The organism is Variovorax sp. CAN15 (genome assembly GCF_030462475.1).
Taxonomy (GTDB): domain Bacteria; phylum Pseudomonadota; class Gammaproteobacteria; order Burkholderiales; family Burkholderiaceae_C; genus Variovorax.
Genome location: NZ_JASMRZ010000013.1, coordinates 89759 through 115688, shown reverse-complemented (window position 1 = coordinate 115688; position 25930 = coordinate 89759). Strand labels below are relative to the sequence as shown.

The following is a 25930-nucleotide window of genomic DNA, read 5'->3' as shown; positions in this document are numbered from 1 at the left end:
TCTGCTCGGCGGGCGTGGGCTTGGCGGTACCGATGTCCATGCCGCGATAGACCAGTGCCGAGTCGACCGAAACGATCTCGAGCGGCAGCAGGCGAGCGAGCGCCAGCGCGGCGGCCGTCTTGCCCGAGGCGGTGGGGCCTGCGAGCGCGATGTAGCGCGGTGAAATCGGGGGGGGCGCGGCATCCGGGGATGCCTGGGTGACGGCCTTCACGGCCGCATCGGAACTGGGAGGCATGGTGCGCCGAGCGTAGCAAATGGCGCGGGCCCGGCCGAGTGCCGGGCGGCGGGCAACTGGCGCCGGCGCCGTCAGATGGCCGCGGGTGCCGGCGGCTGCACCTTGCCGCTCACGTCATGCGGGGTGATCGGGCTCGAAGCCGCTGGCGGCGAGAGGCGCGGTGTCGGCCGCGCGGCGGCGTTGCTGGCGACCATGTTCTCCGGCTTCATGCGAAAGAGCTGCGTGAGGGCGGCGCGGTATTGGGCCTCGCCGATCGAGTTGGTGTTGTGATGCGAACCGCCCTCGACCAGCACGAACATCTTGGGCCCGGTGGCCGCGTCGTACAGCTTGCGGCCCAGCGTCGGGTTGATGAGGCTGTCGGCGGTGCCATGCACCACCAGCAGGGGCGAGCCGATGTCCTTGACCGCCTTGATCGCCTCGAAGCGCTGCGTGATGAACGGGCCGAAGGGCAGCCAGCCCCACTTGAAGCTGCTGGCGACGTCGGCGATGGAGGTGAAGGTGCTTTCGACGATGGTGCCGCTCTCGTCGTTCACGTGTGCCGCCAGGTCGATGCCGATGGCGCCGCCGAGCGAATGGCCGAAGATGTAACGGTGCTGCCTGGGGTGGCGCGCAGCCAGCCAGGTCCAGGCGGCGCGGGCGTCCTCGCGAGCCGTCTCCTCCGATGGCAGGCCTTTGGAACTCTTCCCGAAGCCGCGATAGTCGATGGCCAGAACCGAGAAGCCCAGCTCATGCATGCGCTGGATGCGCGGCGCCGAGCCGGCCACGTTGTAACGGGCGCCATGCAGGTACAGCAGCACCGGCGTGGCGGTCGTCTCGGGCGCGCTGCCGAGCCACAGGCCATGCAGGCGGACGGGTTCGCCGGTGATGGAGGACTGGAAGTCGATCCACACGTCCTCCATGCCCCGGGCCATGGCGGCGGTGTTGCCCCAGCTGCGGTCGCTGGGCTGGAAGATCCATTCGCGTTGCTGTTCGTCGAGCGTCGAGCAGCCGGCGGCGAGCAGGGCACACAGCGAGAAGACAGACGCGAGGAGGGTCCAGCGTTTCATCATGGGTTTGAGGGACAGCGGAGTCGGCTCGAAAGTTCACCTGCTTTCACCTTGATGCGCCGACACAGCAGCAAGGTAACTCCCTGAAACAGTGCTCGGCGGCACTTTACCGAGCACATGCAACGGATGTGCCTGGGACTTCGCCGACTGAGGAAAACCCTGGAAAAAAGAACTAAAAACGTCCGAGAACCGCGGATCGGCCGTGTTTCGCTGTTTATCGGCCACGCATGAAGAGCGAATCCAGCTCGCGCACCGAAAGCTGGCGCCAGGTCGGCCGGCCGTGGTTGCACTGGTCCGAACGCTCCGTGGCCTCCATCTGGCGCAGCAGCGCGTTCATTTCGTCGATGGTGAGCTTGCGGTTGGCCCGAACAGCCCCGTGGCAGGCCATGGTGGACAGCAGCTCGTTCTGGGCGCGTTGCACCACCGTGCTGGCGTCGTGCTGGCCCAGTTCGGCCAGTACGCTGCGCGCCAGCTCCACCGGGTCGCCGTCGGCCAGCGTTCCCGGCACGGCACGCACCGCGAGCGTGCGCGCCGAGAAGGGCGTGATCTCCAGCCCCAGCGTCGGCAGCACCTCGGCGCAGGCCTCGGCCGTGGCCACTTCCTGCGGCGTGGCCGCGAAGGTGGCCGGAATCAGCAGCGGCTGGCTGCTGATGGACGCTCCATCGAGCTGCGTCTTGAGCCGTTCGTAGACGATGCGCTCGTGCGCGGCGTGCATGTCGACGATCACCAGGCCCTGGCTGTTCTCGGCCAGGATGTAGACGCCCTGCAGCTGGGCCAGCGCCCGGCCGAGCGGCCAGGCTTCGTCGTTGTTGGCGATGGACTGCGCGCTGGGGCTCGGCGCCAGGGGCAGCCCGCTTGGCGCCTGGAAGCTGGCCGGCGCCGCGCTTGCCGCTGGCCATGGCGGCGGCGCGGAAGGTTCCGCCGCATGCAGCGCAGCCTGTTGCTGCTGTTCGCTGCGCCGGGGCCACATGGCCTCGAAATCGCCGGTACCGCGCTCGCGGGGTGTGAAATCCATGGCCGGCTGTGCCCAGCTGGCATTCGACGGCAGAGCTGCCTGCTTGAAGAACGGCTGCGGCGCGCCCGCCGGCGCTGTCGCGTCGCCGGCACGCGGGGCCGCCAGCGCGTCTTCGACGGCATGGCGCACTGCCTGGTGCACCTCGCGCCCGTCGCGAAAGCGCACTTCGATCTTGGTCGGATGCACGTTCACGTCGACGCGCGACGGATCGATCTCCAGGTACAGCGCATACACCGGCTGGCGCTGGCCATGCAGCACGTCTTCGTACGCGCTGCGCACCGCGTGCGACAGCACCTTGTCGCGCACGAAGCGGCCGTTGACGTAGAAGAACTGATGGTCGCCACGCGAGCGCGCCGCATCCGGAATGCCGGCGCGGCCGACCACGCGCACCGCGCCGCCTTCGCGCTCGACCGCCACGCTCTGCGACACGAACTCGTCGCTCAGCGCATCGGCCAGCCGCTGCTCGCGCGTGGCGGCGGCACGCCACTGCTCGACCAGCTTGCCGTCATGCCAGATCGAGAAACCCACCTCGGGACGCGCCAGCGCATGGCGGCGCACCGCCTCGATGCAATGGGCCAGCTCGGTGGCGTCGGTCTTCAAGAACTTGCGTCGCGCGGGGGTGGCGAAGAACAGCTCGCGCACCTCGACCGTCGTACCGGTGGAGCGGGCCACCGGCCGCAGCTCGCCGGTGCGCCCGTCGAGCGCGAAGGCCGAGTCGGAGCCGGCGAAGCGCGAAAGAATGCTGAGCTCGGCAATCGCATTGATCGCCGCCAGCGCCTCGCCGCGAAAACCCATCGTGCCGACCGTTTCAAGATCGTCGAGACTGGCGATCTTGCTGGTCGCATGGCGGCGCAGCGCCACCGTGAGTTCCTCGCGCGGAATGCCCAGGCCGTCGTCTTCCACGGAGATCAGCCGCACACCGCCCGAGGCCAGCCGCACCGTGATCTGGCCGGCGCCCGCGTCCAGCGCGTTGTCCAGCAGCTCGCGCACCACCGAGGCCGGCCGCTCGACGACTTCACCGGCTGCGATCTGGCTGATCAGCTCGTCGGGCAGTTCGCGGATCGGGCGGCGTTGTGCGGGGGAGATGGAAGTGGGGAGGGCGCTCACCGGGGCATTCTAGAAGCGGTGAATCCAGGGCGCCTGTTCAGGGCTGCTGCAGCTGCTTGAACATGACATACGCATCCACGAAGCCATGCCGCGGATGCCTGAACGCGCCGGGAAGCGTGCCGACGATCTCGAAGCCCATCTTGCGCCACAGGTGCACCGCGCCTTCGTTGGTCGACACCACGAAGTTGAACTGCATCGCGCGAAAGCCCATGCGCACGGCTTCCTGCTGCGAGTGTTCGCACAAGGCCGATGCGACGCCCATGCCGCGCGCCGTATCGGACACGACGTAACCGCAATTGCTTACGTGCGAGCCCTGGCCGGGCTGGTTGGCCTTGATGACGTAGGTGCCGAGCACCGCGCCCTGGTCGTTGCAGGCCACGAAGGTCGCGGCGGGCACGTCCATCCACGCATGGCGTGCCTCGACTTCTGAGACATCGGTCGCGAAGGTGTAGGTGTCTGCGCGTCGGAAGGTGGGTTCGAGGACGGACCAGATGGCGGGCCAGTCCGCATCTGTGGCGGCGCGTATGTGCAGCATGGGGTGATTCACGAAGGGCGTCGGGTCGAGCAAGGATAATCCGCGCCCATGGAAATCATCAGCTTTCTCGTCGACTTCATCCTTCACGTCGACAAGCACCTCGAGGCTTTCGTCATCGCCTACGGCCCCTGGGTCTATGCCTTGTTGTTCCTCATCGTCTTCGTGGAAACCGGTGCGGTGGTGATGCCGTTCCTGCCGGGCGACTCGCTGCTCTTCATCGTCGGTGCGCTATGCGGCGCGGGGCTCATGAACTATCCGCTGGCCTGCGGAATACTGATTGCCGCCGCCATTCTGGGTGACCAGTGCAACTACTCCATCGGCCGCTACTTCGGGCCGAAGGTGTTCCAGTGGGAAAACTCGCGCTTCTTCAACCGCAAGGCCTTCGACCAGGCGCATGCCTTCTACGAGCGCTATGGCGGCATCACCATCATCCTTGCGCGCTTCATGCCCTTCATCCGCACCTTCGCGCCCTTCGTGGCCGGCGTGGCCGAGATGAGCCGCGCGAAGTTCACGATGTTCAACGTGGTGGGCGCCCTCATATGGGTGCTGGGCATCGCCACTGCCGGCTACTTCTTCGGCAACCTGCCGTTCGTGCGCCAGCATCTCGACAAGATCATCTGGGCGCTGATCTTCGTGCCGGGGCTGCTGGCTATCTATGGCGCGTGGCGCGCCTCGAAGGCGGAGAAGGCGCGCGAGGCGCAGCAGGCTTCGCAGGCCTGATCTTCGATCCGCCAACCAATGAAAAAGCGCGCCGGGAGCGCGCTTTTTCGTTCAGGCCTGTTGTTCAGGCTGTGTATCAGTAGTTCGGCCCGTTGCCCGGGTAGTAGCCGCTGCCGCGCGGATAGCGTTGCTGGTTGTAATAGTTGCGTTCATCGGCATTGCGGCCGATCTGGTTGCCGATGATGCCGCCGATGGCCGCGCCGCCCACTGTGCTCGCGGTGTTGCCGCCTATGGCATTGCCCACCAGTGCGCCGCCTACGGCGCCCACGCCGGTCCCGAGGTTCTGATTGGGACCGCTCGCGCAGCCCGCAATGGTCATGACCGAAGTGGCTGCGGCTGCAGCGATCCAGAGACGTGTATTCATGATGTCCACCTTTCGATGAGTGATGGCTCATCATGTCCAAAGCACCCCGGTGCGCCGTGTAGGAACCAGCCGCACGTGCCTGTGCGGCCGCGCGGGGCGTACCGCGTGGGACGGGAGTGCATGCTTTGGCTCTACAGGCAGAGCCGGCAAGGCTAGAGCTGCCGGCTGCGCGCCAGCGGCGGGTTCTGCGCGAAGTAGCGCTGGATGCCGCGCATCAGCGCATCGGCCAGGTTCTCCTGGTAGTCGACGCGGCGCAGGTTCGCTTCTTCTTCCGGGTTGCTGATGAAGGCGGTTTCCACCAGCACGCTCGGAATGTCGGGCGCCTTCAGCACCGCGAAGCCGGCCTGCTCGACCGAGCCCTTGTGCAGCCGCGCGCCGATCCCCTTGATCTCGCCGAGCATCGCGCCGCCGAGCTTCAGGCTGTCGTTGATCTGCGCGGTGGTGCTCATGTCGAGCAGCGCGCGCTGCACCTGCGCCTCGTGGTTGCCCACGTTCACGCCGCCCACGCGGTCGGCGTCGTTCTCCTTGTTGGCGAGCCAGCGCGCGGCGCTGCTCGATGCGCCGCTCTGGCTCAGCGCGAACACGCTGGCGCCGCGCGCGGCGGGCGTGGTGAAGGCGTCGGCGTGGATGCTCACGAACAGGTCGGCCTGCACGCGGCGCGCCTTCTGCACGCGCACGCCCAGCGGCACGAAGAAGTCGGCGTCGCGCGTGAGGAAGGCGCGCATCGGGCTGCCGTTCACGCTGCTCGCGTTGATGCGCTCGCGCAGGCGGTGGGCCACCTGCAGCACGATGTCCTTCTCGCGCGTGCCGGCGGGGCCGATGGCGCCCGGGTCTTCGCCGCCATGGCCGGGGTCGAGCGCCACGATGATGATGCGGTCGGTGCGGCTGGCGGTGGCGGTGCTGCTGGGGCCTCGCGACGCAGGCGCAACCGGCGGTGGCGGCGCGACGGGCCTGACGGGCGCGGTGCCGACCACGGGAGGAGGCGGGGCCGAAGGGCGGCCGGGCGCGATCGCGACGGCGGGCGGAGGCGTCTGCGGGCCGGGGCGCATCGACTGCTGCGCCATCAGGTCTCCCAGCGGATCGGCAGCCGGGGCAGAGGGGGGCGGCACGACGCCGGCGACAGCGGAGCCGCCACTCGAAGCACGCGGCGCATCGCGCAGGCGCTCGGCGATCAGCGCTTCCATCGGGTCGATCGCCTGCTCGGGATACAGGTCGAGCACCAGCCGGTGCTTGTACGCGGCCACGGGCGCGAGCGAGAACACCTGCGGCACCACGGCCTGCTTCAGGTCGAACACGATGCGCACCACCTTCGGCGCGTTCTGCCCCACGCGCAGGCCGTTGATGTACGGGTCGCCCGGCTTGATCTTGCCGACCAGTTCGCGCAACTCGGGGTTGAGGTCGATGCCTTCGATGTCGACCGCGAGCCGCGGCGGGCTGCCCACTACGAGCTGCTGCGAGTTCAGGCGTGCGTCGGACTCGATGGTCACGCGGGTGTAGTCGGCTGCGGGCCATACGCGCACGGCGAGGATGGTGGCTCCGCGCGCGATCTGGTGCACGCCGAGCATCAGCGCGATGCTGCCGCCCTGCAGCAGCACGCGCCGTTTCAGGCCGGCCGCCTTCATGCGGCGATGCGCGCCAGCAGATCGCTGCCGCGAGGGGTGTTCGCGAGGAGGTTCACGCTGCGTGTGTCGTCAGTCATTGCTTCTATTTTAATAGCGAGGTCGGCAATTGGCGTACGGCCCGCGGCGTTCTCCGGCCACTCGGCCAGCTTGAGGCCCGGCCCGGCGAAGATGTCGCGAAAGCCGGCGTCGTCCCATTCGCGCGGATCGGCGAAGCGATAGAAGTCGAAATGGAAGATCTGCAGCCCGTCGGGCGCTTCGTGGGGCTCGACCACGGCATAGGTGGGGCTCTTGATGCGCCCGGCGATGCCCAGGGCGCGCAGAAGGTGGCGTACGAAAGTGGTCTTGCCTGCGCCGAGGTCGCCATGCAGCTCGATGAATGCGTCGCGCAATGCGGGCGATGCGGCCAGCGCCTGCGCAAAGGCTTCGGTGTCGGCTTCGCTGCACCAGCGCAGGCTGCGGGTGCTCTTGTGCGTTTCTACAATCGGCAAGTGATCGTCAGCCATCCACTCGTTGTTCGTATTCAGGCCTTGGCCAGGGAACTCGGATTCTCCCAAATCGGAATCGCGGGCGTCGATTTATCGAGCGCCGAGGCCGGTCTGATGCAATGGCTGGCCCATGGGTTCCATGGCGAGATGCAATACATGGAAACGCACGGCACGCGCCGCGCGCGTCCGGCCGAGCTGGTGCCGGGCACGGTCAGCGTGATCACCGCGCGCATGGACTACCTGCCGCGCAGCACTGAGCCCGAGTGGCAGGCCATCGAGTTCGACCGGCTGAAGCAGCCCGGCGAGGCCATCGTCTCGGTCTACGCCCGGGGTCGCGACTATCACAAGGTGCTGCGCAACCGGCTCGCCAGGCTGGCCGAGCGCATCGCCGAAGAGGTCGGCCCCTTCGGCCACCGCGCCTTCACCGATTCGGCCCCGGTGCTCGAGGCCGAGCTGGCCTCGCGCAGCGGCCAGGGCTGGCGCGGCAAGCACACGCTGGTGCTCGACCGCGACGCGGGCTCGATGTTCTTCCTGGGCGAGATCTACGTCGACATGGAACTGCCGCCGAGCGAGCCCGTCACCGCGCATTGCGGCAGCTGCAGCGCCTGCATCGACGTGTGCCCGACGCAGGCCATCGTGGCACCGAAGAGGCTCGATGCCCGGCGCTGCATCTCATACCTCACCATCGAGCACAGCGGGCCGATCCCGCTCGAACTGCGCCCGCTGATGGCCAACCGCATCTACGGCTGCGACGACTGCCAGTTGATCTGCCCCTGGAACAAGTTCGCGAAGAAGAGCACGCTGCCCGACTTCGACGCGCGCGAGGAACTCACCGGCCGCACGCTGGCCGATCTGTTCGCGTGGACCGAACAGGACTTCCTGCGCCGCACCGAAGGCAGCCCGATCCGCCGCATCGGGCACGAACGCTGGCTGCGCAACATCGCGGTGGCGCTGGGCAATGCGGCGCGCTCGGGCGAGAGCGGCGCGAAGGAAGCGCTGGCGACGCGGGCCGAGCACCCGAGCGAACTGGTGCGTGAGCACGTCGCCTGGGGCCTCGCGCAAGAGACCGTGGACTGAGGCCCGGCTTCAGGCCGGCAGGATCTCGCGCACGCGCTCCCACGGCCGGCACATCAGCGTGCCGCGCGGCGACACCACGATGGGCCGCTGCAGCAGGATCGGGTGCTCGACGATGAAGTCGAAGATCTGGTCGTCGCTCCACTTCGCGTCGGCCAGGTTCAGCTCCTCGTAGGGAGCCTCCTTGGCGCGCAGCAGCTCGCGCGCGCCCATGCCCATGGCCTTCGAGAGCTCGCGCAGCTTCTTCTTCGAGGGCGGTGTTTCAAGATAGAGAACGATCTCGGGCTCCACGCCGCTTTCGCGGATCAACGACAGCACGTTGCGCGACGTGCTGCAGTTGGGCTTGTGGTAGATCGTCATCGGGTAGGCGGTGGTCGGGGTGCGTGCGGTCATGGCGTCGATGATAGGAAAACCGGAGGCAGCTCAGCTTTGCTGCGCTTCGTCCGTCGAGAACGGAAAGCGCGCCGCCCAGAACTCCGCCAGGCGCGGATCGGCATCCACGCGGCGCACCACCCGCGCCATGCGCGGCGCCACGCGGTAGAAGTGCCCGCGGCGCGGCGTCCAGCGCGACATCACGGTCACGTACAGGTCGAGCATGCTGATCTTCTCGCCGAGCAGGTAGGGCGCGGGCTCGTCGATCTGTGAATCCATCAGCTGCCAGCAGTGCGCGATGCGCTCGGCGGTGCGCTCGAGCATCGCCGCCTGCGCGGCCGGGTCCGGCACCAGGCGCGAGGGCTCGTCGCGCACCCAGAACATCGAGTAGATGGCGGCTGGCAGGTAGACCATCCAGCGCAGGTAGCGTGCGCGCAGCGGGTCGTCGGGCGCAGGGCAGAGCCCGGCTTCCGGATAGCGGTCGCCGAGCCAGATGAGGATGGCCGCGCTCTCGGTCATCACTTCGCCCGAAGGCAGCACGAGCGCAGGCACCTGCCGCATGGGGTTGACGGTGGAGACGCGCTCGCGCTCTGCCTCGCCCTCCCATGGGGCGATGTCGACGGTCTCGACCCGCGCGCCGATCAGCGTGAGCGCGGCGTGGACGGGCGTGGCGCCCGAGCCGGGGGCGCCGTAGAGCGTGTAGCGGTCTTCGCGGGCGGGGGTGGATGAGGTGCTCATCCGCGCAGGTTACGCAGGCCCGCCCCCGATGTCACGCAGGTCAGGCGGCCAGAAGCGCGTCCACCTTCTTCAGCCCTTCCAGCGTCTTCACGCAGGCTTCGGCCACTTCCGTGCCCTTGACCGCGAAGTGGCGGTGGAAGTACTTGCGGTGCTCCACATGCTCGTGGAAGTGGTGCGGCGTGAGCACGGCCGAGAAGATCGGCACGTCGGTCTCCAGCTGCAGCGACATCAGCGTGCTGACCACCGTGTTGGCCACGAACTCGTGGCGGTAGATGCCGCCGTCCACCACCAGCGCGCAGCCGATGATGGCCGCGTACTTGCCGGAGTTGGCGAGCCGCTTGGCGTGCAGCGGGATCTCGAAGGCACCGGGCACGTCGAAGATGTCGATGAGATCGCGCGCCACGCCCTGGCGGTCCATCTCCTCGAGGAAGGCGTCGCGCGCCTGGTGGACGATGTCGGAATGCCATTGCGCCTCGACGAATGCGATGCGCGTGCCGCGCGGCGAACCCGACGCGGTGACGGCGGAAAGGGGAAGGTCGTTGATCTGACTCATGGTGTGCCTCTGAGAAAGCAGGTTTCCTGAATCAGGGCGCACGAAACAGCGAGCCCGCTCGCGCGCTCGTTCGCCGGCATGGCGAAGCGCGCGGGCCGACCCGCATTTCGCGCTCTCTTTCATCCGGACTGTGACCGTCGGCTTCGGAATCGCACCGAATCTGCTGACCCTGGAACTCGTTGCGAGCCCCAGGCGCTCGCGGGCTTGTGCGGTTTTTAAGCCGCCATCACCGCCGGTGGGGAATTTCGCCCCGCCCTGAGAACGCTTGCCGCCCGGCGAACCGCGCAGCGGGGGGCGATTCTAGGTGGCACCCGCGGTGCCGGCCTGTCGCCCCCGCGCCAGACCTTCGTCCGGGCAAGGATTTTCTTCAGAAGCGATATGTGGCCGCCGCAGTCACGGTACGGCGCTGGCCGTAGAAGCAGTCGCCGCGCGCCAGGCAGGTGGTGAGCTGCACCTTGTCGGTCAGGTTGCCCACGTTGAGCGACAGGCGCAGCGGGCCGTTGTCCCAGGCGAACATCGCATCCAGCAGGGTCACCGCCGGCACCGGGTTGGCGTCCATGCCGTCCCACGACTTGCCGATGTAGCGCACCCCGCCGCCCAGCGAGAAGCCGGGCACGCCGCCGATGGAGAAGCGCCGCATCAGCCAGGCAGATGCCGTGTGCTTCGGCACGCCCGAGATGCGCTTGCCCAGATCGGTGCCGGTGCTGCGCGAGACGCGCGCGTCGGTGTAGGCGTAGGAGGCGACCCAGTCCCAGTCGCGGCCGATGCTGCCCTTGTATTCGAGCTCCAGCCCCTTCACGTGCACCTCGCCGAGCTGCACGCTGTTGAGCGGATTGGTCGGGTCGGTGGTCTTGCGGTTGGTGTCGCGCAGGTCGTACACCGCCGCCATGAAGGAGGTGCGCTGGCCTTCGGGCTCCCACTTCACGCCGGCCTCCCACTGCTTGCCGCGCTGCGGCTTGAAGGGCGTGTTGTTCACGTCCGCGCCGCCCAGCGGCAGGAACGACTCGGCATAGCTCAGGTACGGCGCCCAGCCGCCGTCGGCCAGGTAGACGAGGCCGGCGCGCTTGGTGGTGGCCTTGTCGTCGACCGCCACCGCGGGGCGGCCTTCGGTGTCGGTAGTGGCCTTGTCGTGGCGCAGGCCGAGCAGGCCGATCCAGCGGCCGTACTTGACCTGGTCCTGCACGTAGATGCCGGCCTGCTTCTGCAGCACCGCGGGCTGCCGCGTGAGGAATGCGGGCGGCGCGTAGTTGCCGTACACCGGCGCATACACGTCCAGCGCACCCGCGCGGCCGCGTCCCGTGAGTTGCGAGGTCTCGTTGCGCTGGAAGTCCGCGCCGACGAGCAGCGTGTGTTCCACCGCGCCGGTCTTGAAGTGCGCCTCGGCCTGGTTGTCGAGCAGCAGCATCTTGCCGCCGTTGAGCTGCACGATCAGGTCACGCTCGATGGTGCGCTGGTCGGCGTTGAACACCGGCCGTGCCGGGCGGCCGGTGAGCCGGTTGGCCGTGAAGCTGGTGTACGAGGAGTTGTAGACCACCTTGCTCTCGGTCGAGCGCAGGTTCTGCCTGAAGGTCCAGGTGTCGTTGAAGCGGTGGCTGAACAGGTAGCCCAGCGAGGTGTTGCGCGTGTCGTAGCGGTCGAAGCCCGGCTCGCCGGTGAAGGTCGAGGTGGGAATCTGGCCGTACAGCGACKGCAGCAGCGTGCCCTGCCACGGGAAGAAGCCGATCAGCGAGCCGCTCTTGTCCTTCTGGTAGAGCGCCTGCAGCGTGAGCGAGGTGTCGGCATTCGGGCGCCAGGTGAGCGAGGGCGCCAGCAGGATGCGGTCGTCTGGCACATGGTCGACCTGCGTGCCGCTGTCGCGGTTCACCGCCACAAGGCGGTAGAGCCACTTGCCCTCGGTGTCCAGCGGCCCGGTGAAGTCGGCCGCGACCTGCTTGCGGTTGTGGCTGCCCAGCTGCACCTGCACCTCGCGCTGCCGCTCGGCCTGCGGCCGCTTCGACACCAGGTTCAGCACGCCGCCGATGCCGCCCTGGCCGTAGAGCACCGAAGAGGGCCCGCGCAGCAGCTCGACGCGCTCCAGCATGTACGGATCCACGCGCGTGGTGTTGTAGGTGCCGTAGCTGCGCTGCAGCCCGTCGAGGTACTGGATGGCGTCGCCGCCGCGCACCTTGAACGAGTCGACGCGGCTGTCGAAGTAGCTCGACACCACGCCGGCGGTGTAGTTGGTGGTCTCGCGCAGCGTGAGCGCGCTCTGCGCTTCCATCTGGTCGCGCGTCACCACCGAGATGGCCTGCGGCGTCTCGATCAGCGGCGTGTCGGTCTTGGTGGCGGTGCCGCCGCGCCTGGCGACGAAACCGGTCACGGGGCCGGTCGCGCTCTCGACCGCGTCACCGGTGACGGTGATGGTCGGCAGGGCTTTGCGGGTCTCTGCGGATTCGTCCTTTTCCTGGGCGTAGGCCGGCACGGCGGCGCCCAGCGCCACGGCGGTTGCGGCGAGCGTGGCTCGGCGGGTGTGTGAAATGCGCCAGGTGGGGCGCCAAGCCGGGCGGCGATGCTTCTTCGATGTCATGTGCAGCTTCTCCTGTGTCCTGCGTTTGGGGGGAGTGGCTGCGGCGTGCGCCGGATGCGGGCGCGCCATGGCTTCTCGTCTCTGATCCGATGGATTCGGTTCGATCCGCACGAGCGCAAACCGGCGGCTCGCTTCGGGCTGGCGGCCGGTGGGTTTTATGGGTTCTTGTTGCGTCGTCGCGGGCAGCCTTTGCGGCTGCGGTCTTCGTTCCTTCGAAGACGGCTTGCACGCCCGTTGCGGGCGGCTGGCTGAGCGGGCGGATTATAGGAAGAAAGGCATCAACGCCCAGCCAGAAACCGCGTCATGCGCTGCAGTTCTTCGTCGAGCGCTGCGCGGAAGGCCGCATCGCGCGGCTTCCTGTCGGCGAAGCCGAAGGCCGGCTGCAGCTTTCCTTCAGGGGCGCTCACGTTGGCCCAGCCGATCACGCGGTCGTGCCACAGCATCGGCAACGCGTAGTAGCCGAACTGGCGCTTGGGCGCGGGCGTGTAGGCCTCGAATTTGTAGGTCCAGTCCCAGAGCAGCTCGAAGCGGCGGCGGTCCCACACGACAGGGTCGAAGGGCGCGAGCAGGCGCACCGCATCGTCGGGCGCGTGGCGGCGCGAGGCCGGGTTCTCGTCGGCGGGCCAGAACCAGGTGGTGCCCTCGATGCTGCAGCTGGCGAGCTCCTCGCGCGCGATGCGCAGTGCGGCCTGCGTCTGCGCCGAGAGATGCGGCGCGCCGTAGCCGAGCAGCCGCACGAGATACGTCAGGCTGGAGGCCGGCAGCGGCGCGTACTTGCGCACCACCAGTTCGATGAGCGCCGCCGCGCGGCGCGCGCGCCCGGCGGGGCTGTCGTCCGCCGGCGCATGCGTCACCGCCTCGTAGACGCGCGTGCCGCTGTCGCGCCGCACCACGCGCAACATGCCGCGGTAGTGCATGCCGTCGAGCAGATGCGTAGTCGCGTTGCTGGAGCCGCCCCAGTAGTTCTTGACGCGGCCGTGTGCGAAGTGCAGTTCGACCTGGCGCGGATGCACCGGACCATGCTCCCTCACGTAGGCGAGCACGTCGGCCGCCTTGCGCCGCGTGTCGGCGTCCCATGCGCGCTTGGCCTCGCGCGGATGCATCAGCGCCAGATGCTCGCGCGGCAGGAAGCCGTAGTTGACGAGGCAGTCTTCCTCGATGGCGAGGCGCGTGTAGCGGCTTTCCAGATCGCCCGCGCGATAGTCCTTCACGCGGTGGCGCAGCGTCAGGTCTTGCGCGCGTGCCGGGGCTCGGATCGGGTCGGCCTGCACGAAGCCGAGGCGGCGGATTGCAGCGGGCAGTGTCGTTGGCTTGAAGAGGGTGCGCGCCACTGCGTAGCGGCGCAGATCGTCGAGGGTCGGGGCAGGCATCGGGGGATTGCAGCACAGGCGGCGGACTTTCGCTTCGCACTGCTGGGTTGTGCGTTCCTCGTCGTTCAGGGCGCGCTCACGCCGACGGGGTACCTTGCTCCGCGAATGTCCCCCGGCCTTCGGCCTCCTCCTTGATTTCGCTGCGCAAGGCACCCCATCGGCGTGAGCGTTCAGCGCTACTGCGGCATGAGCTCAAGAGGTTCGCGCACGGCGCGTTGCTGAAGCTGCATTTGTTGGCAGTCTGCGCGACTTCGTGCTGTGGCAGCGGCTACTTCGCCGGGTTCTTCTCTAGAGTGAATGCCCCTGTCACTCGATACCCCACCAAGGGGACCAGAAAGGCGCCACCCACTCAAGCCACCCAGATGTTCGAAGGCTGCTTGCCTCGCGGCAGGTCGTCGGTGCGAAAGCAGCGATGCAGATGCGAGGTATCAAAAGGCGACGGCCAGGGTGTTATCAGCACCCCAGCCGTCTAACCAAGTTCGTGCACACACCTTGGAAGGAACGCACAAAAATGGCTACCAAGACTATAGCCCGGCCTCGCACGCCGGTAGCTTCCGCAGAAACCGCCCAAGACCCGGCGGATCTTCTCGAAACCACCCTCACTCAGCTCGAAGCCCTCCTGTGGGTCTGCCACGGCGAAGAGATCGACTGGTGCAGCGGGGATGGGCCTCGGCAGCTGAACAATCTGCTTTGGCTTGCGGCCGAGATGGCTCGGAAGGCGGGGGAGTTGTTTCAGATGAGCGAGAAGGCGCGGCGTGAGGTGCCTGAGACCGGCGGTTAGCGGCTGGTCTGCGGGCCGCGGATTTCGCGGCCTGCGTGAAGGCTTCCTGATGAGGGAATTCGGGTCGCTTGAATATGCGGGGTAAAGCTCTATGGCTGCTATGTGTTCCAGGCCGATCGTTTGCGGAAGATGCGAGCCACCGCTTTGTAGCGCTGCTGTCAAGGTTCCCTTGAGCTTTCGCGATGATTGAGCGACAAGTTGCAGTCGGGCAGGAACTGATATCGCATCCTCACCCGATCGGAAGCGGCGCGCTTGACGTTGAGAGCCAGTCGAAGGCAGCGGACCTCGACCTGCATTGACGCCAACTAGGGTCTCGACGACCGTTCCTCGAAGATCGGCCCCGATTTTCCGGTTGTAGATTTAAGCTGCGCGTTGGCGAGTTCTCCTAGATTTCTTATGGCCCCTTCCAGGCGCGGGTCGCCGAGATGCCCGTAGTTGATGCGCAGGTGCCGGGTGTATCGGCGGTCGGCTGAAAACAAATGTCCTGGCGCTACGCCTATGCCGAGCTGAAGAGCGTCCTGGTGCAGTGCGAGCGAGTCGACGCCTTCTGGCAGCGCGAGCCACAGGAAATAGCCGCCTTCGGGGCGCGTGACCCGCGTTCCAGTCGGAAAGTATCGATCGATAAGTCGCAAGCATGCAGCCTGCTGGCGGCTGAGCGAATGCCGCAGGGCGCGCAGGTGACGATCAAAACTCCTGTGCTGGAGGTACTCCTGCAACGCCAGTTGCGAGGGGAGTGCCGTCGCCAGCGAGCTCATCAACTTGTTCCGACCCAAAGTGGCTGCAAAGCGACCGCCCGCTACCCAACCGATGCGATATCCCGGTGCCAGGGATTTCGAGAAGGAACTGCAGTGCAGCACCCAGCCAGCCCGGTCCCAGGCCTTGGCTGGTGGCGGTCTCCGAGCCCCATGCGCGAGCTCGCCGTACACGTCGTCTTCGATCAGCGGTATGGCGCGGGTGGCGAGCATGTTGACCAGTTGCTCTTTGGCTGCGTCGCTCATGGTGCAGCCCATTGGATTCTGGAAGGTCGGCATGAACCAGCAGGCCTTCACCGGATGCTGGTCGATCACGCGAGCAAGAGAGCTGAGATCTACGCCTGTACGCGGGTGGGTCTCGACCTCGACCGCGCGAAGACCGCGCCGCTCCAGTGCCTGCAACGCACCATAAAAGGTTGGCGTTTCGATCGCCACGACGTCGCCCGGCTGCGTCACCGATTCGAGCGCAAGATTGAGGGCCTCCATCGCCCCGCTGGTGATGACCAGTTCAGACGCAGGAACATCCATTCCGACGCTGCCGTATCGGAGGGAGATCTGATGGCGCAATTGGGCGTTTCCTGGTGACAAATCTTCGACGGTCTGCCAAGGATCCATCCGCTTGAGCGCTCGCGTCAGGCCGGCGGCAAGTTGTTCGAAGGGAAACAGCTCTGTCGACGGAAAGGCCGAGCCGAGCGGGACCATATCGCGCTCGCGAGCCTGCGCAAGGACCTGAAAGACAAGCGACGAGACGTCGACCGGCATGGACCGGAGGACAGGCTCGCTGGCCGCGAGTTCATTGGTCGGCATTTCCGCCCCCGCTCGAACGAAGTATCCCGACCGCTGCCGGGCTTCGACAAGCCCTTGCGCCTCCAGCAGGTAGTAGGCAGAGAACACGGTGGACGCGCTGATGCCCATTTGCGACTTCAGTTCGCGCACGGAGGGAAGGCGATCGTTCGCCTTCAGGCTACCCGCGCGAATACGCTGAGCGATGTTGTCGGCAAGCTTCTCGTAGCGGTTCATGGGCATCTCTTTCTGATACGGGCGTTCTGGACCGCTCCCGAGATTGTCATATCAGACGTCGGCCTGCCCGACGCGACTACCGGTCTCCTTGCATCTGATACGGAGATTTTCAGCTGATCTGGTTCTGTACGTATCAGACTGGAAGATGAACACTCGACAGCACGATGAGAGTGCTTCTGTGTGCAGGCGGACTGCTCCGCCTTTCGGCGCGTCTTGCAGACGCCCATTCAGCTGACCGCTACCGTTGCGTTGGATTGATTAATTAATCTTTCCGCTTCTTCATCGGTCTATTGAGCTACTCGCCGCACTCGGGCACTTCGCAGTCTGTCCCCTGATGTCTTTTCAATGATGAATTCAATCCCTATCTCTTTTGTTATTTTCAAGATTCTCGTGCTCAGCGTGGGCATGTATTTGGCCGTCAAGTGGCACTACGAACGGGGACAGAAGTACAAGAATCAAAAGACAGCTGCAGTGGTCCTGACATCCATCAAGGTGGGCTCGGCGTTCGTCGCTTCTGCGTTCCTCGTGCTCTTCCTCACCTTTGAGTTTTGCAATTGGATAGGTCTGGACCTGACCATGCGGTGATTGGAAGTTTTCGGTCGATAGCCTGGATACGGTGCGACTGACGGCACGACCCGCTCGATCCGCTGGATCGGTGAGCTATCGAAGTTGCCATCTGCCAGAACATAAATGAAGCGGCAGCCTTGGTGAAGCAAGAAAACTGCTGCACCTGGTGGCAGGGTCAAACATGCGCCGAGGCCTCGATGCGCCGGGCATAGTCGCTCGGTTCGGCCATTCGCAGTGACTGGCGCAAAGCCTGGGTATCAGCAAACGACGGCGAAGCCCGGTGGCCTGTGCACTCGCCCCGAACGACGCGAGCACAGAGCAGTGTTAGACAGCCTGCTTGTGCCGCTCGATACAGACGTCCAGCGTCTCACCGCCAGGCCGCTGCCACCAGTCGAGATTCGAAAAAATCTCCACCTCGCTGAACCCCGCAAAGCCCGCGTCCTCCACCCACCCGCGGATCTTCTTCAACTCGACCACGCCATCACCCATCATCCCGCGGTCACTCAGCAGATCGCGCGTAGGCGTAAGCCAGTCGCAGACGTGATACGCCAGCAGTCGCTCGCGGCCGGCGCGTGCGATCTGCTGCTGCAGTTTCGGGTCCCACCACACGTGGTAGATGTCCAGGGCCACGCCGAGCATGCCGCTCCTGCCCGCATCGAGCTCGTCGCACAGGTCGAGCGCGTGTTCGAGCGTGTTGATGCAAGCGCGGTCGGCCGCCTGCATCGGGTGCAAGGGCTCGATGGCCAGCGGCATGCCGACCTCGCGGGCGTATTCGAGCGAGGCGGCGATGCCGTCGCGCACCTCTCGACGCGCACGGCCGATGTCCTTGTAGGCGGCCTTGCCTTCGAGCGCGCCGGGCAGGGCGCCGACGACCAGCACGAGGCAGGGTGCGTCGAGCGTCTTGGCCTCGTCGATGGCGCGGCGGTTATCGTCCAGCGCGGCCTTCAGGCCGGCCGCGTCGGCCGCCGGAAAGAAGCCGCCTCGGCAGTAGCCCGAGAGGCCGATGCCGTGCGCCTTCAGCTGCTTCGCAACCTTGTCGAGCCCGACGGCCGCCACCTGGTCGCGCCATGGGCTGATGGCGCGGATGCCGCGCTCGGCGCACTGGTCGATGATGCGGTCCAGCGGCACCTCGGCGCCCGACTGCTTGCGCACCGTCGCGGTGTTGATCGAGAGCCGGTCGTGGTTCTGCGAGAAATCGCGCATGCTCGTCTTCAGCCTTCCACGCCGTGCAGGGCCAGCAGGGTCTTCATGCGCCGCACCGCCAGCTCGGGCTGCTCCAGCAGGTTGGCCGCATCGGCCAGCCTGAAGAGTTCCGCGAAGTGCTGCAGCGAGCGCGTGCTCTGCTGGCCGCCGACCATGGTGAAGTGCTTCTGGTGGCCGTTGAGCCAGGCCATGAACACCACGCCGGTCTTGTAGAAGCGCGTGGGGGCGGCAAAGATGTGGCGCGACAGCGGCACCGTGGGGCCGAGGATGTCGTGGAACTTCTTCTCGTCGCCCTGCGCCAGCGCACCGAGGGCGGCGCTCGCGGCGGGCGCGATCGCGTCGAAGATGCCCAGCAGCGCATCGCTCTTGCCGTGCGTGGGTTCGGTGCCGAAGCCATCGCCGGCGATCAGCTCGGCGTAGTTGAAGTCGTCACCCGTGTACATGCGCACGCCCGGCGGCAGGCGGCGGCGCATCGCGATCTCCTTGTCCTTGTCGAGCAGCGAGATCTTGATGCCGTCGACCTTGTCCGGATGCGCGGCGATGATGCCCAGCGCCGTGTCCATTGCGGCATCGACGTCCTTGGTGCCCCAGTAGCCCGCGAGCGCCGGGTCGAACATGTCGCCCAGCCAGTGCAGCACCACCGGCTGCTTCGCCTGGCTCAGGATGCGGTCGTACACGCGCTCGTAGTCGGCCGGGCTCTTCGCCACGCGGGCCAGCGCGCGGCTGGCCATGACGATCAGCTTGCCGCCCAGCGCCTCGATGGCGGCCATCTGCTCCTCGTAGCCGCGGATCACGTCGTCGACGCTCTTCACGCTGTCGATGTCCAAGTGGTCGGTGCCGCAGCCCGAGGCGACCAGCGCGCCGGGCACGTCCTTCGCGGCGTCGAGCGAGCGGCGGATCAGCTCCAGCGAGGTGGGCCAGTCGAGGCCCATGCCGCGCTGGGCGGTGTCCATGGCCTCGGCCACGCCCAGGCCCAGCGAGAACAGGTGGCGGCGGTAGGCGATGGTGGTGTCCCAGTCGACCGCGCACTGCAGCCACGGGTCGATGGCGGCCATCGGGTCGGCCACCACGTGGGCGGCCGAATAGGCGATGCGGTTGAACTTGACGCCCGCATCGGGCTTCACCGGTGCGGTGCCGCGCAGCGCGTAGGGCGCGAGCGTGCCGCCGGCGGTGGGGAGGTTCAGCGAAAGTGCCATGTCAGACCTTCAGGGCGGGCACGTCGACCCAGCGGCGGTCCTGCCATGACTCGAGCGCGGCCTCGACCAGCTGCACGCCCTTGGCGCCTTCGGGCAGCGTCCACTTGTAGGGGGCGTCTTCCACCACGTGGCGGATGAAGTGCTCCCACTGGATCTTGAAGCCGTTGTCATAGACCTGCGAGTCCGGAATCTCCTGCCACTGGTCGAAGAAGTTCATGGTCTGCTTCTCGTCGGGGTTCCACACCGGGCGCGGCGTGGCCACGCGCGACTGGGCGCGGCAGCTCGACAGGCCGGCCACGGCCGAGCCGTCGGTGCCGTCGACGTGGAAGGTCACGAGGTCGTCGCGGCGCACGCGCGTGACCCAGCTCATGTTGATCTGTGCGATCACCGGCTCGCCGTTGTGGCCGGTGAGCTCGCAGGTGGCGTAGGCAGCGTCGTCGGCGGTGGCTTCATACGGCTTGCCGGCCTCATCCCAGCGCTTTGGGATGTGGGTGGCGCCGATGCACGACACCGACTTCACTTCGCCGAACAGGTTGTCCAGCACGTAGCGCCAGTGGCACATCATGTCCAGGATCATGCCGCCGCCGTCTTCCTTGCGGTAGTTCCAGCTCGGGCGCTGGATGGGCTGCAGGTCGCCTTCGAACACCCAGTAGCCGAACTCCAGGCGCACGCTGAGCATGCGGCCGAAGAAGCCGGCGCGGCGCAGCATGTCGAGCTTGCGCAGGCCGGGCAGGAAGAGCTTGTCCTGCACGGCGCCGTGCTTGAGGCCCGAGCCTTCGGCGAGGCGCGCGATCTCGACCGCCTCGTTCAGGTTGGTGGCAATCGGTTTCTCGCAATACACATGCTTGCCGGCGCGGATGGCCTTGGCCAGCAGCGTGGGGCGCATCTGCGTGGTGCCGGCGTCGAAGAAGATGGTGTCGTCCTTGTTCTCCAGTGCGCGGTCGAGGTCGGTGCCCCAGCGCGGAATGTTGTGGGCCTTGGCCAGCGCTTCCATCTTCTCGGCGTTGCGGCCGATGAGGATCGGGTCGGGCATGACCTTGTCGCCGTTCGACAACGTGACGCCGCCTTGCGCGCGGATCGCGCAGATCGAGCGGATCAGATGCTGGTTCATGCCCATGCGGCCGGTGACGCCGTGCATGATGATTCCTAGACGTTGGGTGGCCATCGTTTTCTTCCTTGGGTGCGAGAGATTGGTGCGGGCTGAATGCGCGTTTCAGTAGACGGAACGCATCGCGTCCCACGAGATGCCGGCGCCTGGCTTGCCGGTGGCGAAGCCGGGTGCAGCGTTGAGCGAGGACAGGTCGAGCTGCCCTTCGCGGATGGCGAGGCGCACTGCGCCATCGCTGGTTTCGTAAAGCCCCGGGTGGGCGCGCAGCAGGGCCTGCTGCTCGGCCTCGGGCGCCGCCGCGAGGCCGTTGACGTAGTGGTGGCCGTTGCGCTCGACGTGCGAGAGGCCGAGCCAGGCGACCAGAGCCAGGTCTTGCTGCACGCCGATGCCGGCTTGCATGGTCAGGTCTTCGCCGGAGAGAAAGTAGCGCGGCTTCTCCGCTCCGGCGTTCCACAGCGCGCAGCGCGCGGCATTGATCACCGACTTGTAGAAGCCCTTGCAGCTCTTGCTCGAAACGCCGGTGTAGCCCAGCGCGCGGGCCTGCACGAAGGCGTCGAGCGTGGCGTCCGATTCGTCGATGAGCAGCGCAATGCGCTTGCCCAGCGCGGACACATCGCGCTGCAGCGCCGCGTCGCGCCGGATCGGCTGCTCGACGAAGACCGTCTTCTGCGCGAGTTTCCACAGCGTGGGCGTGGAGAGCATGCGGTCGAGGAAGGTGGTGAAGGCGTCGGCGTCCGCGTACTGCTCGTTGCCGTCGAGCGTGACCAGTTGCGCCTGGCCGTCGATCACGCGGGCGATGCGCTGGAGCCGGTCGATGTCCTGCGCGGTGTTGCCGCAGAGCTTCAGCTTGAAATGGGTGTGGCCATAGCGTTGCACCGCGGCCTGCAGTGTCGTGGGCAGGCCGTCGGCGGGCGCATCGGGAGAGGCGTTGTACCCGTCGATGGCGTCCACCAGGCCTACCGTGTGGCGTGCGGCGATGCTGTTACGCGGCGACTGCTTTGCCAGGAAGGCCGGCATGTCGAAGCTCGCCAGGTCGTCGGCCAGGCCGCTGCCGGCGATGTCGATGCCGCAGAGGTTGGCGCTCATCGCCGCCGCGAAGCTGGCGCCGCTATGCAGGCACAGCGCGTCGAGCAGGGCGCGGTCGATCAGCGCCGGGCCGTAGCTGGCCACCAGCGGCTGCAGGCCCTTGGCCCTGGCGCGCGACTGCAGCGCGGCGTAGTTGGAGGCGAAATGCGTCCAGGCGGTCTGCGCGTCGGGCTCGGCGGTGTAGGCCTCGCGGGCGTCGCGCAGGGCGAAGCGCAGTTGCTCGAAGTTCTGCTCGTTGTTGAGCGCGGGGTTCTTGTCGAACCACTTCGGAATCATCATTTCCGCCGCGCAGCCCTCGGCCGTGCGGCCGTCGGCGAAGCGCACGCGTGCCTTCACGTAGACCTGCGGGCAGGCCGTGACGGTGGCGGCGCCGAAGCGGAAGGGCAGCCGCAGAGCCACGTTGCGCTCGGCGAAGCGGATCTCCTCGACGTGAAAGCGGATCGCATCCATGGCAGGCACTCGCTCTTCAGTGGTCCAGGATGCCCTGCGAATAGAAATGCGCGCGCACCAGCTTGGTGTAGGCGCCGAATTCGGGCGAGGCCATCACGTCGAGCGTGCGCGGGCGCGGCAGGTCGATGTCGTACACGGCGGCGATGGAGCCGGGGCGCTCGCTCATCACCATCACGCGGTCCGACAGGAAGATGGCCTCGGGAATGCTGTGGGTGATGAGCATCACCGTCTTCTTCGATGCCATCCAGATGCGCTGCAGCTCCAGGTTCATCTTCTCGCGCGTCATCGCGTCGAGCGCGCCGAAGGGCTCGTCCATCAGCAGCACCGACGGGTCGTGCAGCAGGGCGCGGCAGATCGACGCGCGCTGCTGCATGCCGCCCGAGAGCTGCCATGGGTACTTCTTTTCGAAACCCTTGAGGCCCGCCATCTCCATCAGCTCGCGGGCGCGGGCCCTGGCAGCATCCATGGGCAGGTGCCGCATCTCGGCCTGCAGCAGGATGTTGTCTTCCACGCTGCGCCAGGGCAGCAGCACCGCGCTCTGGAACACGATGCCCACGTCCTTCTGCGCGCCCTTGATCGGCTTGCCCGCCAGCGTGAGGCTGCCGCCGCTGATGGGCAGCAGGCCCGCCACCATCTTCAGCAGCGTGCTCTTGCCGCAGCCCGACGGGCCGACGACAGAGACGAACTCGCCTTCCTTGATGGCGAAGTCGAGCGGCTTGAGCGACTCGACGGGGCCGTCCTTGCTTTGGTAGATCTTCGAGACGCCGCGCGCTTCGATCAGGTTGACTTGGGACATGGAATGCGTGAGAGGTGGCTGCTGCAGAAGGCGCGCGGGTTCGGGAGCGAGAGAAAGTCAGGGCAGGAAGTCGAGGGTCACGTAGTCTTCCGGCTTGCCGCGCGTGGAAGCGTCCATGCCGCCGTACTGCACCAGCAGGTCGAGCGAGTCGCTGACGTTCTTCATGGTCACGCGGAACGGGCGCTGGTTGGCGGTTTCCTTCGTGTGATAGAGGGCGATGCTCTGCTTCATGCCCACGATCAGCGTGTCGCGCACGCCGGCCTTGGGGTTGGCCTTGAGCATGGCGTCGACCGCGGCTTCGGGGCTCTTCTCGGCGGCTTCCGCGGCCTTGGTGGAGGCGCGCATGAAGCGCTTCACCAGGTCGGGGTTTTCGGTCAGCAGATTCTTGTTGGCGATGATCCCGGAGCTGATCTGGTTCACGCCCGAGTCGGCAAAACGGATCGGCGTCACCGGCTTGCCGGTGGCGTCCTGCAGCTTGATCGCCTGGTCCATCACGTAGCCCAGCAGCAGGTCGGCCTGGCCGTTGATCACGGCATTGAGCTTGGTCTGGCCGTCGCCCGAGACGATCTTCACCTGGTCGGCCGTGATGTTGTTGACCTTGAGGAACAGCGGCCACATCTGCGACATCGAGTCGCCCGGCGTGACGGCCACCGTCTTGCCGATGATGTCCTTCGGCGTCTTGATGTTCTTCTCGGTGAAGCCCATCACCGACATCGGGCTCACCTGGAACAGCACGCCGGTCGACTTCAGCGGCGCGCCCTTGGCTGCGGCCTTGATCATGGTCGTGACGTCGATGTAGCCGAAGGTCGCCGACTTGGCGGCCACCGCCTGCGCGGTGACGGCGGAGCCGCGGCCTTCCTGGATGTCGAGGTCGATGCCCTCGTCGGCGTAGAAGCCCTTTTCCTTGCCCAGGAAGAAGGGGGCATGCTCGCTGTAGAGGTACCAGTTGAGCATCAGCGTGACCTTGTCCTTGGGCTTGTCGCCCTGCGCGTGGGCAGGTGCGATGGCGAAGGTGGCGAGCGCGGCCGCGGCGAGCAGCGTGGGAAGCAGTTTCTTCATGGTGTTGTCTCCAGGAGTTGTCAGGTTGTCAGGTATGGCGAGGGAACTCGGACGTTCGCGGCGCTATCGCGATCCCGGCTGCGAGAGGCGGGCATGTCTTGCCAGGGATGCCGCGGAACCGGCTTTGCCGGGGCGCTGGTATCGCCCCCTGCAAGGGGGTTGGCGAAGCGACACGAAGTGCGCGAAGACTGGGGGTCATCTCAATGCGTGTGGCGCTGCGAGGCATGCCAGGGAATCATCACGCGCTCGACGATGTCGACCGCGACGAAAAGAATCACGCCGATGCTCGACAGCACCACCAGTGCGGCGAACATCAGGGGCAGGTCGAAGTTGCCGTTGGCCACCTGGAGCACGTAGCCGATGCCCGAGTTGGAGCCGACGAATTCACCCACCACCGCACCCACCACCGCCAGCGTGACCGACACCTTCAGCCCGCTGAAGATCTGGGGCAGGGCCTGCGGCAGGCTGATCTTGAAGAAGGTCTGCAGGCGGCTCGCGCCCATGGAGCGCGAGAGGTCGAGCATGTCGGGCTCGACCGACTTGAAGCCCATCACCGTGGACACCACCACCGGGAAGAAGCCCAGCAGGAAGGCGCTGATCACCTTCGGGAAGATGCCGAAGCCGAACCACACCACGAACAGCGGCGCGATCGCCACCTTGGGAATGCTCTGCGAGAACACCAGCAGCGGGTACACGTACGACTCGACGACGCGCGAGTAGGCGATGACCATCGCGATCGGAATGCCGATCAGGATCGTCAGCCCGAAGCCGCCGAGCGTGGCTAGCGTGGTCTTCCAGCTTTCGGCGAGCAGGCGTGGCCATTCGGCCACGAGCTGCTTCACGACTTCCCACGGCGGAGGAATCAGGTAGGCCGGAATCCTGAACAGGCGGATCGCCAGATCCCACAGCACCAGCAGCAACAGGATCAGGAGGAAGGGGCGCAGGGCCGGGGAGAGCAGGAGCTTACGGAGCATGGCGGGGGCCGGGGCTTTCAGGAGGAGCGTGCTTGATTGCTTGCGTTGCTTACTGTTGGACGGCGAGGCCGGCCGCCTTCACGAGCTGAGCATTGCTCGCGATTTCTTCCCTGATGTGGGCGTCGAACTGCTCGGGCTTGAGCGTCCAGGCGTCGGCGCCCAGCTTGGCGAAGCGCTCCTTCACCTCGGGCGTGGCCAGTGCCTTCGCCACCTCGGCGTGCAGTCGCTCGACGATGTCGCGCGGCGTCTTGGCCGGCGCCATCATTCCGATCCAGAAGTTGAATTCGGAGCCCGGCACGCCGGCTTCGGTGGTGGTGGGCACGTCGGGCAGGGCGGCCGCGCGCTTGGGCGAGCCCACGGCCAGCGCCAGCAACTGGCCCTCCTTGATCTGGCCGATGACGGGCGCGATGGGCGAGAAGTAGTAGTCGACGCGGCCGGAGAGGACCTCGGTGACGGCCTCGCCCGATCCCTTGAAGGGGATGTTGGTGGCATCGATCTTCGCGGCCATCTTGAACTTCTCGGCGTTCAGGTGCGTGGCGCTGCCCTGGCCGGCGGAGGCGAAGTTCATGCTGCCGGGCTTGGCGCGCGCTGCGGTCAGCAGTTGCGGCAGCGTCTTGATGTTCTTGCTGGGTGAGATCACCAGCGCGTTGGGCAGCGACGAGATCGGCGTGATTCCCGCGAAGTCGTACACCGTGTCGAAGGGCAGCTTGGCGAAGGTGGAGGGGCTCACCGTGTGCGACGACGAATGGATCATCACCGTGTAGCCGTCCGGCGCGGCCGTGGCCACCGCCTGCTGGCCGATGGTGCCGCTCGCGCCGCCGCGGTTGTCGACCACCAGCGTCTGGCCCATGCTGGCGCTCATCTTGTCGGTGATCGCGCGGGCAATGATGTCGGTGGTGCTGCCCGCAGCGAACGGCACGATCACGCGGATCGGCTTGCTCGGATACCCGTTCTGCGCCGCCGACAGCCCCGGCAGCAGCGCCGCTATGCAGGTCAGCGAGGCAAGGACGGTGGTGCGTACGGCACCGCTGGCAATGAAGTTCATGGATGTCTCCGCGCGGTCGGGCCGCCTTCTTGGAATCGGTCAATTCACCAGTGAGTGAATTGTTGATTGTAGGAATGCCCGCGCGGAAGCG

Annotated in this window: 25 protein-coding genes and 1 riboswitch; of the genes, 4 read left to right on the top strand and 21 right to left on the bottom strand. The window is 66.8% G+C overall.

Features of this window, described 5'->3' with window-relative positions; genetic code table 11:
• The 4 genes from QMO14_RS12315 to QMO14_RS12300 all read right to left on the bottom strand — a co-directional run.
• Nucleotides 1-235 (bottom strand): isopentenyl transferase family protein (locus QMO14_RS12315; RefSeq protein WP_301507495.1); only part of this gene is annotated, 235 nt, incomplete at its 3' end.
• A 71-nt stretch (nt 236-306) separates the two neighbouring features.
• Entirely contained in the window at nt 307-1281 is a 975-nt protein-coding gene (locus QMO14_RS12310) for an alpha/beta hydrolase (protein WP_301507494.1), read from the bottom strand.
• Nucleotides 1282-1495: 214 nt separating this feature from the next.
• On the bottom strand, nt 1496-3403 hold the full coding sequence (gene mutL / locus QMO14_RS12305) for a DNA mismatch repair endonuclease MutL (protein WP_301507493.1): 1908 nt from the start codon (nt 3401-3403) through the stop codon (nt 1496-1498).
• 37 nt (nt 3404-3440) lie between these two features.
• The gene (locus tag QMO14_RS12300) at nt 3441-3938 is read right to left on the bottom strand and encodes a GNAT family N-acetyltransferase (protein WP_301507492.1); all 498 of its coding nucleotides are present in this window, start codon (nt 3936-3938) and stop codon (nt 3441-3443) included.
• A gap of 48 nt (nt 3939-3986) precedes the next feature.
• Between QMO14_RS12300 and QMO14_RS12295 the strand changes: the two genes are divergently transcribed.
• The gene (locus tag QMO14_RS12295; RefSeq protein ID WP_301507491.1) at nt 3987-4658 is read left to right on the top strand and encodes a DedA family protein; all 672 of its coding nucleotides are present in this window, start codon (nt 3987-3989) and stop codon (nt 4656-4658) included.
• A gap of 76 nt (nt 4659-4734) precedes the next feature.
• On the opposite strand, the gene QMO14_RS12290 is transcribed toward QMO14_RS12295, so the two are convergent.
• The 3 genes from QMO14_RS12290 to tsaE all read right to left on the bottom strand — a co-directional run bounded on the left by QMO14_RS12290 (nt 4735) and on the right by tsaE (nt 7147).
• Complete coding sequence (locus QMO14_RS12290; RefSeq protein ID WP_093202247.1) at nt 4735-5022, bottom strand: glycine zipper domain-containing protein; 288 nt, start codon at nt 5020-5022, stop codon at nt 4735-4737.
• 152 nt (nt 5023-5174) lie between these two features.
• Nucleotides 5175-6644, bottom strand: a complete 1470-nt coding sequence (locus QMO14_RS12285) for an N-acetylmuramoyl-L-alanine amidase (protein WP_301507490.1) — start codon at nt 6642-6644, stop codon at nt 5175-5177.
• Nucleotides 6641-7147 carry a tRNA (adenosine(37)-N6)-threonylcarbamoyltransferase complex ATPase subunit type 1 TsaE gene (tsaE, locus tag QMO14_RS12280; RefSeq protein ID WP_301507489.1) on the bottom strand — a complete coding sequence of 169 codons (507 nt, stop codon included), beginning with the start codon at nt 7145-7147 and terminating at the stop codon, nt 6641-6643. The genes QMO14_RS12285 and tsaE overlap by 4 nt, the downstream gene beginning before the upstream one ends.
• Between tsaE and queG the strand changes: the two genes are divergently transcribed.
• Nucleotides 7133-8206, top strand: a complete 1074-nt coding sequence (queG, locus tag QMO14_RS12275) for a tRNA epoxyqueuosine(34) reductase QueG (RefSeq protein ID WP_301507488.1) — start codon at nt 7133-7135, stop codon at nt 8204-8206. The genes tsaE and queG overlap by 15 nt on opposite strands.
• Before the next feature lie 9 nt (nt 8207-8215).
• Here the strand turns inward: queG and arsC are convergent, their stop codons facing one another.
• The 5 genes from arsC to QMO14_RS12250 form a co-directional block, all read right to left on the bottom strand.
• A complete protein-coding gene (gene arsC / locus QMO14_RS12270) occupies nt 8216-8596 on the bottom strand; it encodes an arsenate reductase (glutaredoxin) (protein ID WP_301507487.1) in 381 nt (126 codons plus the stop codon).
• A 30-nt stretch (nt 8597-8626) separates the two neighbouring features.
• Entirely contained in the window at nt 8627-9313 is a 687-nt protein-coding gene (locus QMO14_RS12265; RefSeq protein WP_301507486.1) for a glutathione S-transferase family protein, read from the bottom strand.
• Nucleotides 9314-9353: 40 nt separating this feature from the next.
• Nucleotides 9354-9866 carry a 6,7-dimethyl-8-ribityllumazine synthase gene (locus QMO14_RS12260; RefSeq protein ID WP_301507485.1) on the bottom strand — a complete coding sequence of 171 codons (513 nt, stop codon included), beginning with the start codon at nt 9864-9866 and terminating at the stop codon, nt 9354-9356.
• Between the two features lie 107 nt (nt 9867-9973).
• A riboswitch (FMN riboswitch) is annotated at nt 9974-10133 on the bottom strand.
• Between the two features lie 100 nt (nt 10134-10233).
• Nucleotides 10234-12432 carry a TonB-dependent siderophore receptor gene (locus QMO14_RS12255; RefSeq protein WP_301507484.1) on the bottom strand — a complete coding sequence of 733 codons (2199 nt, stop codon included), beginning with the start codon at nt 12430-12432 and terminating at the stop codon, nt 10234-10236.
• Nucleotides 12433-12710: 278 nt separating this feature from the next.
• The gene (locus QMO14_RS12250) at nt 12711-13802 is read right to left on the bottom strand and encodes a crosslink repair DNA glycosylase YcaQ family protein (RefSeq protein WP_301507483.1); all 1092 of its coding nucleotides are present in this window, start codon (nt 13800-13802) and stop codon (nt 12711-12713) included.
• Between the two features lie 511 nt (nt 13803-14313).
• Here QMO14_RS12250 and QMO14_RS12245 point away from each other — a divergent pair.
• Nucleotides 14314-14583, top strand: coding sequence for a hypothetical protein (locus tag QMO14_RS12245; protein WP_301507482.1), 270 nt, complete (start codon nt 14314-14316; stop codon nt 14581-14583).
• Nucleotides 14584-14888: 305 nt separating this feature from the next.
• Here QMO14_RS12245 and QMO14_RS12240 read toward each other — a convergent pair whose 3' ends face one another.
• On the bottom strand, nt 14889-16355 hold the full coding sequence (locus QMO14_RS12240; RefSeq protein ID WP_301507481.1) for a PLP-dependent aminotransferase family protein: 1467 nt from the start codon (nt 16353-16355) through the stop codon (nt 14889-14891).
• A gap of 345 nt (nt 16356-16700) precedes the next feature.
• Here QMO14_RS12240 and QMO14_RS12235 point away from each other — a divergent pair, with 345 nt between their 5' ends.
• The gene (locus tag QMO14_RS12235; RefSeq protein WP_301507480.1) at nt 16701-16940 is read left to right on the top strand and encodes a hypothetical protein; all 240 of its coding nucleotides are present in this window, start codon (nt 16701-16703) and stop codon (nt 16938-16940) included.
• Between the two features lie 306 nt (nt 16941-17246).
• Here QMO14_RS12235 and QMO14_RS12230 read toward each other — a convergent pair whose 3' ends face one another.
• The 8 genes from QMO14_RS12230 to QMO14_RS12195 all read right to left on the bottom strand — a co-directional run bounded on the left by QMO14_RS12230 (nt 17247) and on the right by QMO14_RS12195 (nt 25839).
• Complete coding sequence (locus QMO14_RS12230) at nt 17247-18125, bottom strand: sugar phosphate isomerase/epimerase (RefSeq protein WP_301507479.1); 879 nt, start codon at nt 18123-18125, stop codon at nt 17247-17249.
• A gap of 8 nt (nt 18126-18133) precedes the next feature.
• Nucleotides 18134-19321, bottom strand: coding sequence for a dihydrodipicolinate synthase family protein (locus QMO14_RS12225; protein ID WP_301507478.1), 1188 nt, complete (start codon nt 19319-19321; stop codon nt 18134-18136).
• 1 nt (nt 19322) lies between these two features.
• Nucleotides 19323-20486, bottom strand: a complete 1164-nt coding sequence (locus QMO14_RS12220; RefSeq protein ID WP_301507477.1) for a Gfo/Idh/MocA family protein — start codon at nt 20484-20486, stop codon at nt 19323-19325.
• 48 nt (nt 20487-20534) lie between these two features.
• Entirely contained in the window at nt 20535-21965 is a 1431-nt protein-coding gene (locus tag QMO14_RS12215) for an enolase C-terminal domain-like protein (protein WP_301507476.1), read from the bottom strand.
• Between the two features lie 16 nt (nt 21966-21981).
• Nucleotides 21982-22761 carry an ABC transporter ATP-binding protein gene (locus tag QMO14_RS12210; protein WP_301507475.1) on the bottom strand — a complete coding sequence of 260 codons (780 nt, stop codon included), beginning with the start codon at nt 22759-22761 and terminating at the stop codon, nt 21982-21984.
• Nucleotides 22762-22818: 57 nt separating this feature from the next.
• A complete protein-coding gene (locus tag QMO14_RS12205) occupies nt 22819-23820 on the bottom strand; it encodes an ABC transporter substrate-binding protein (RefSeq protein ID WP_301507474.1) in 1002 nt (333 codons plus the stop codon).
• A 200-nt stretch (nt 23821-24020) separates the two neighbouring features.
• Nucleotides 24021-24794 (bottom strand): ABC transporter permease, encoded by a 774-nt coding sequence (locus tag QMO14_RS12200; protein WP_301507473.1) that lies wholly within the window; start codon nt 24792-24794, stop codon nt 24021-24023.
• A gap of 49 nt (nt 24795-24843) precedes the next feature.
• Complete coding sequence (locus tag QMO14_RS12195) at nt 24844-25839, bottom strand: tripartite tricarboxylate transporter substrate binding protein (RefSeq protein WP_301507472.1); 996 nt, start codon at nt 25837-25839, stop codon at nt 24844-24846.
• Nucleotides 25840-25930: the final 91 nt, after the last annotated feature.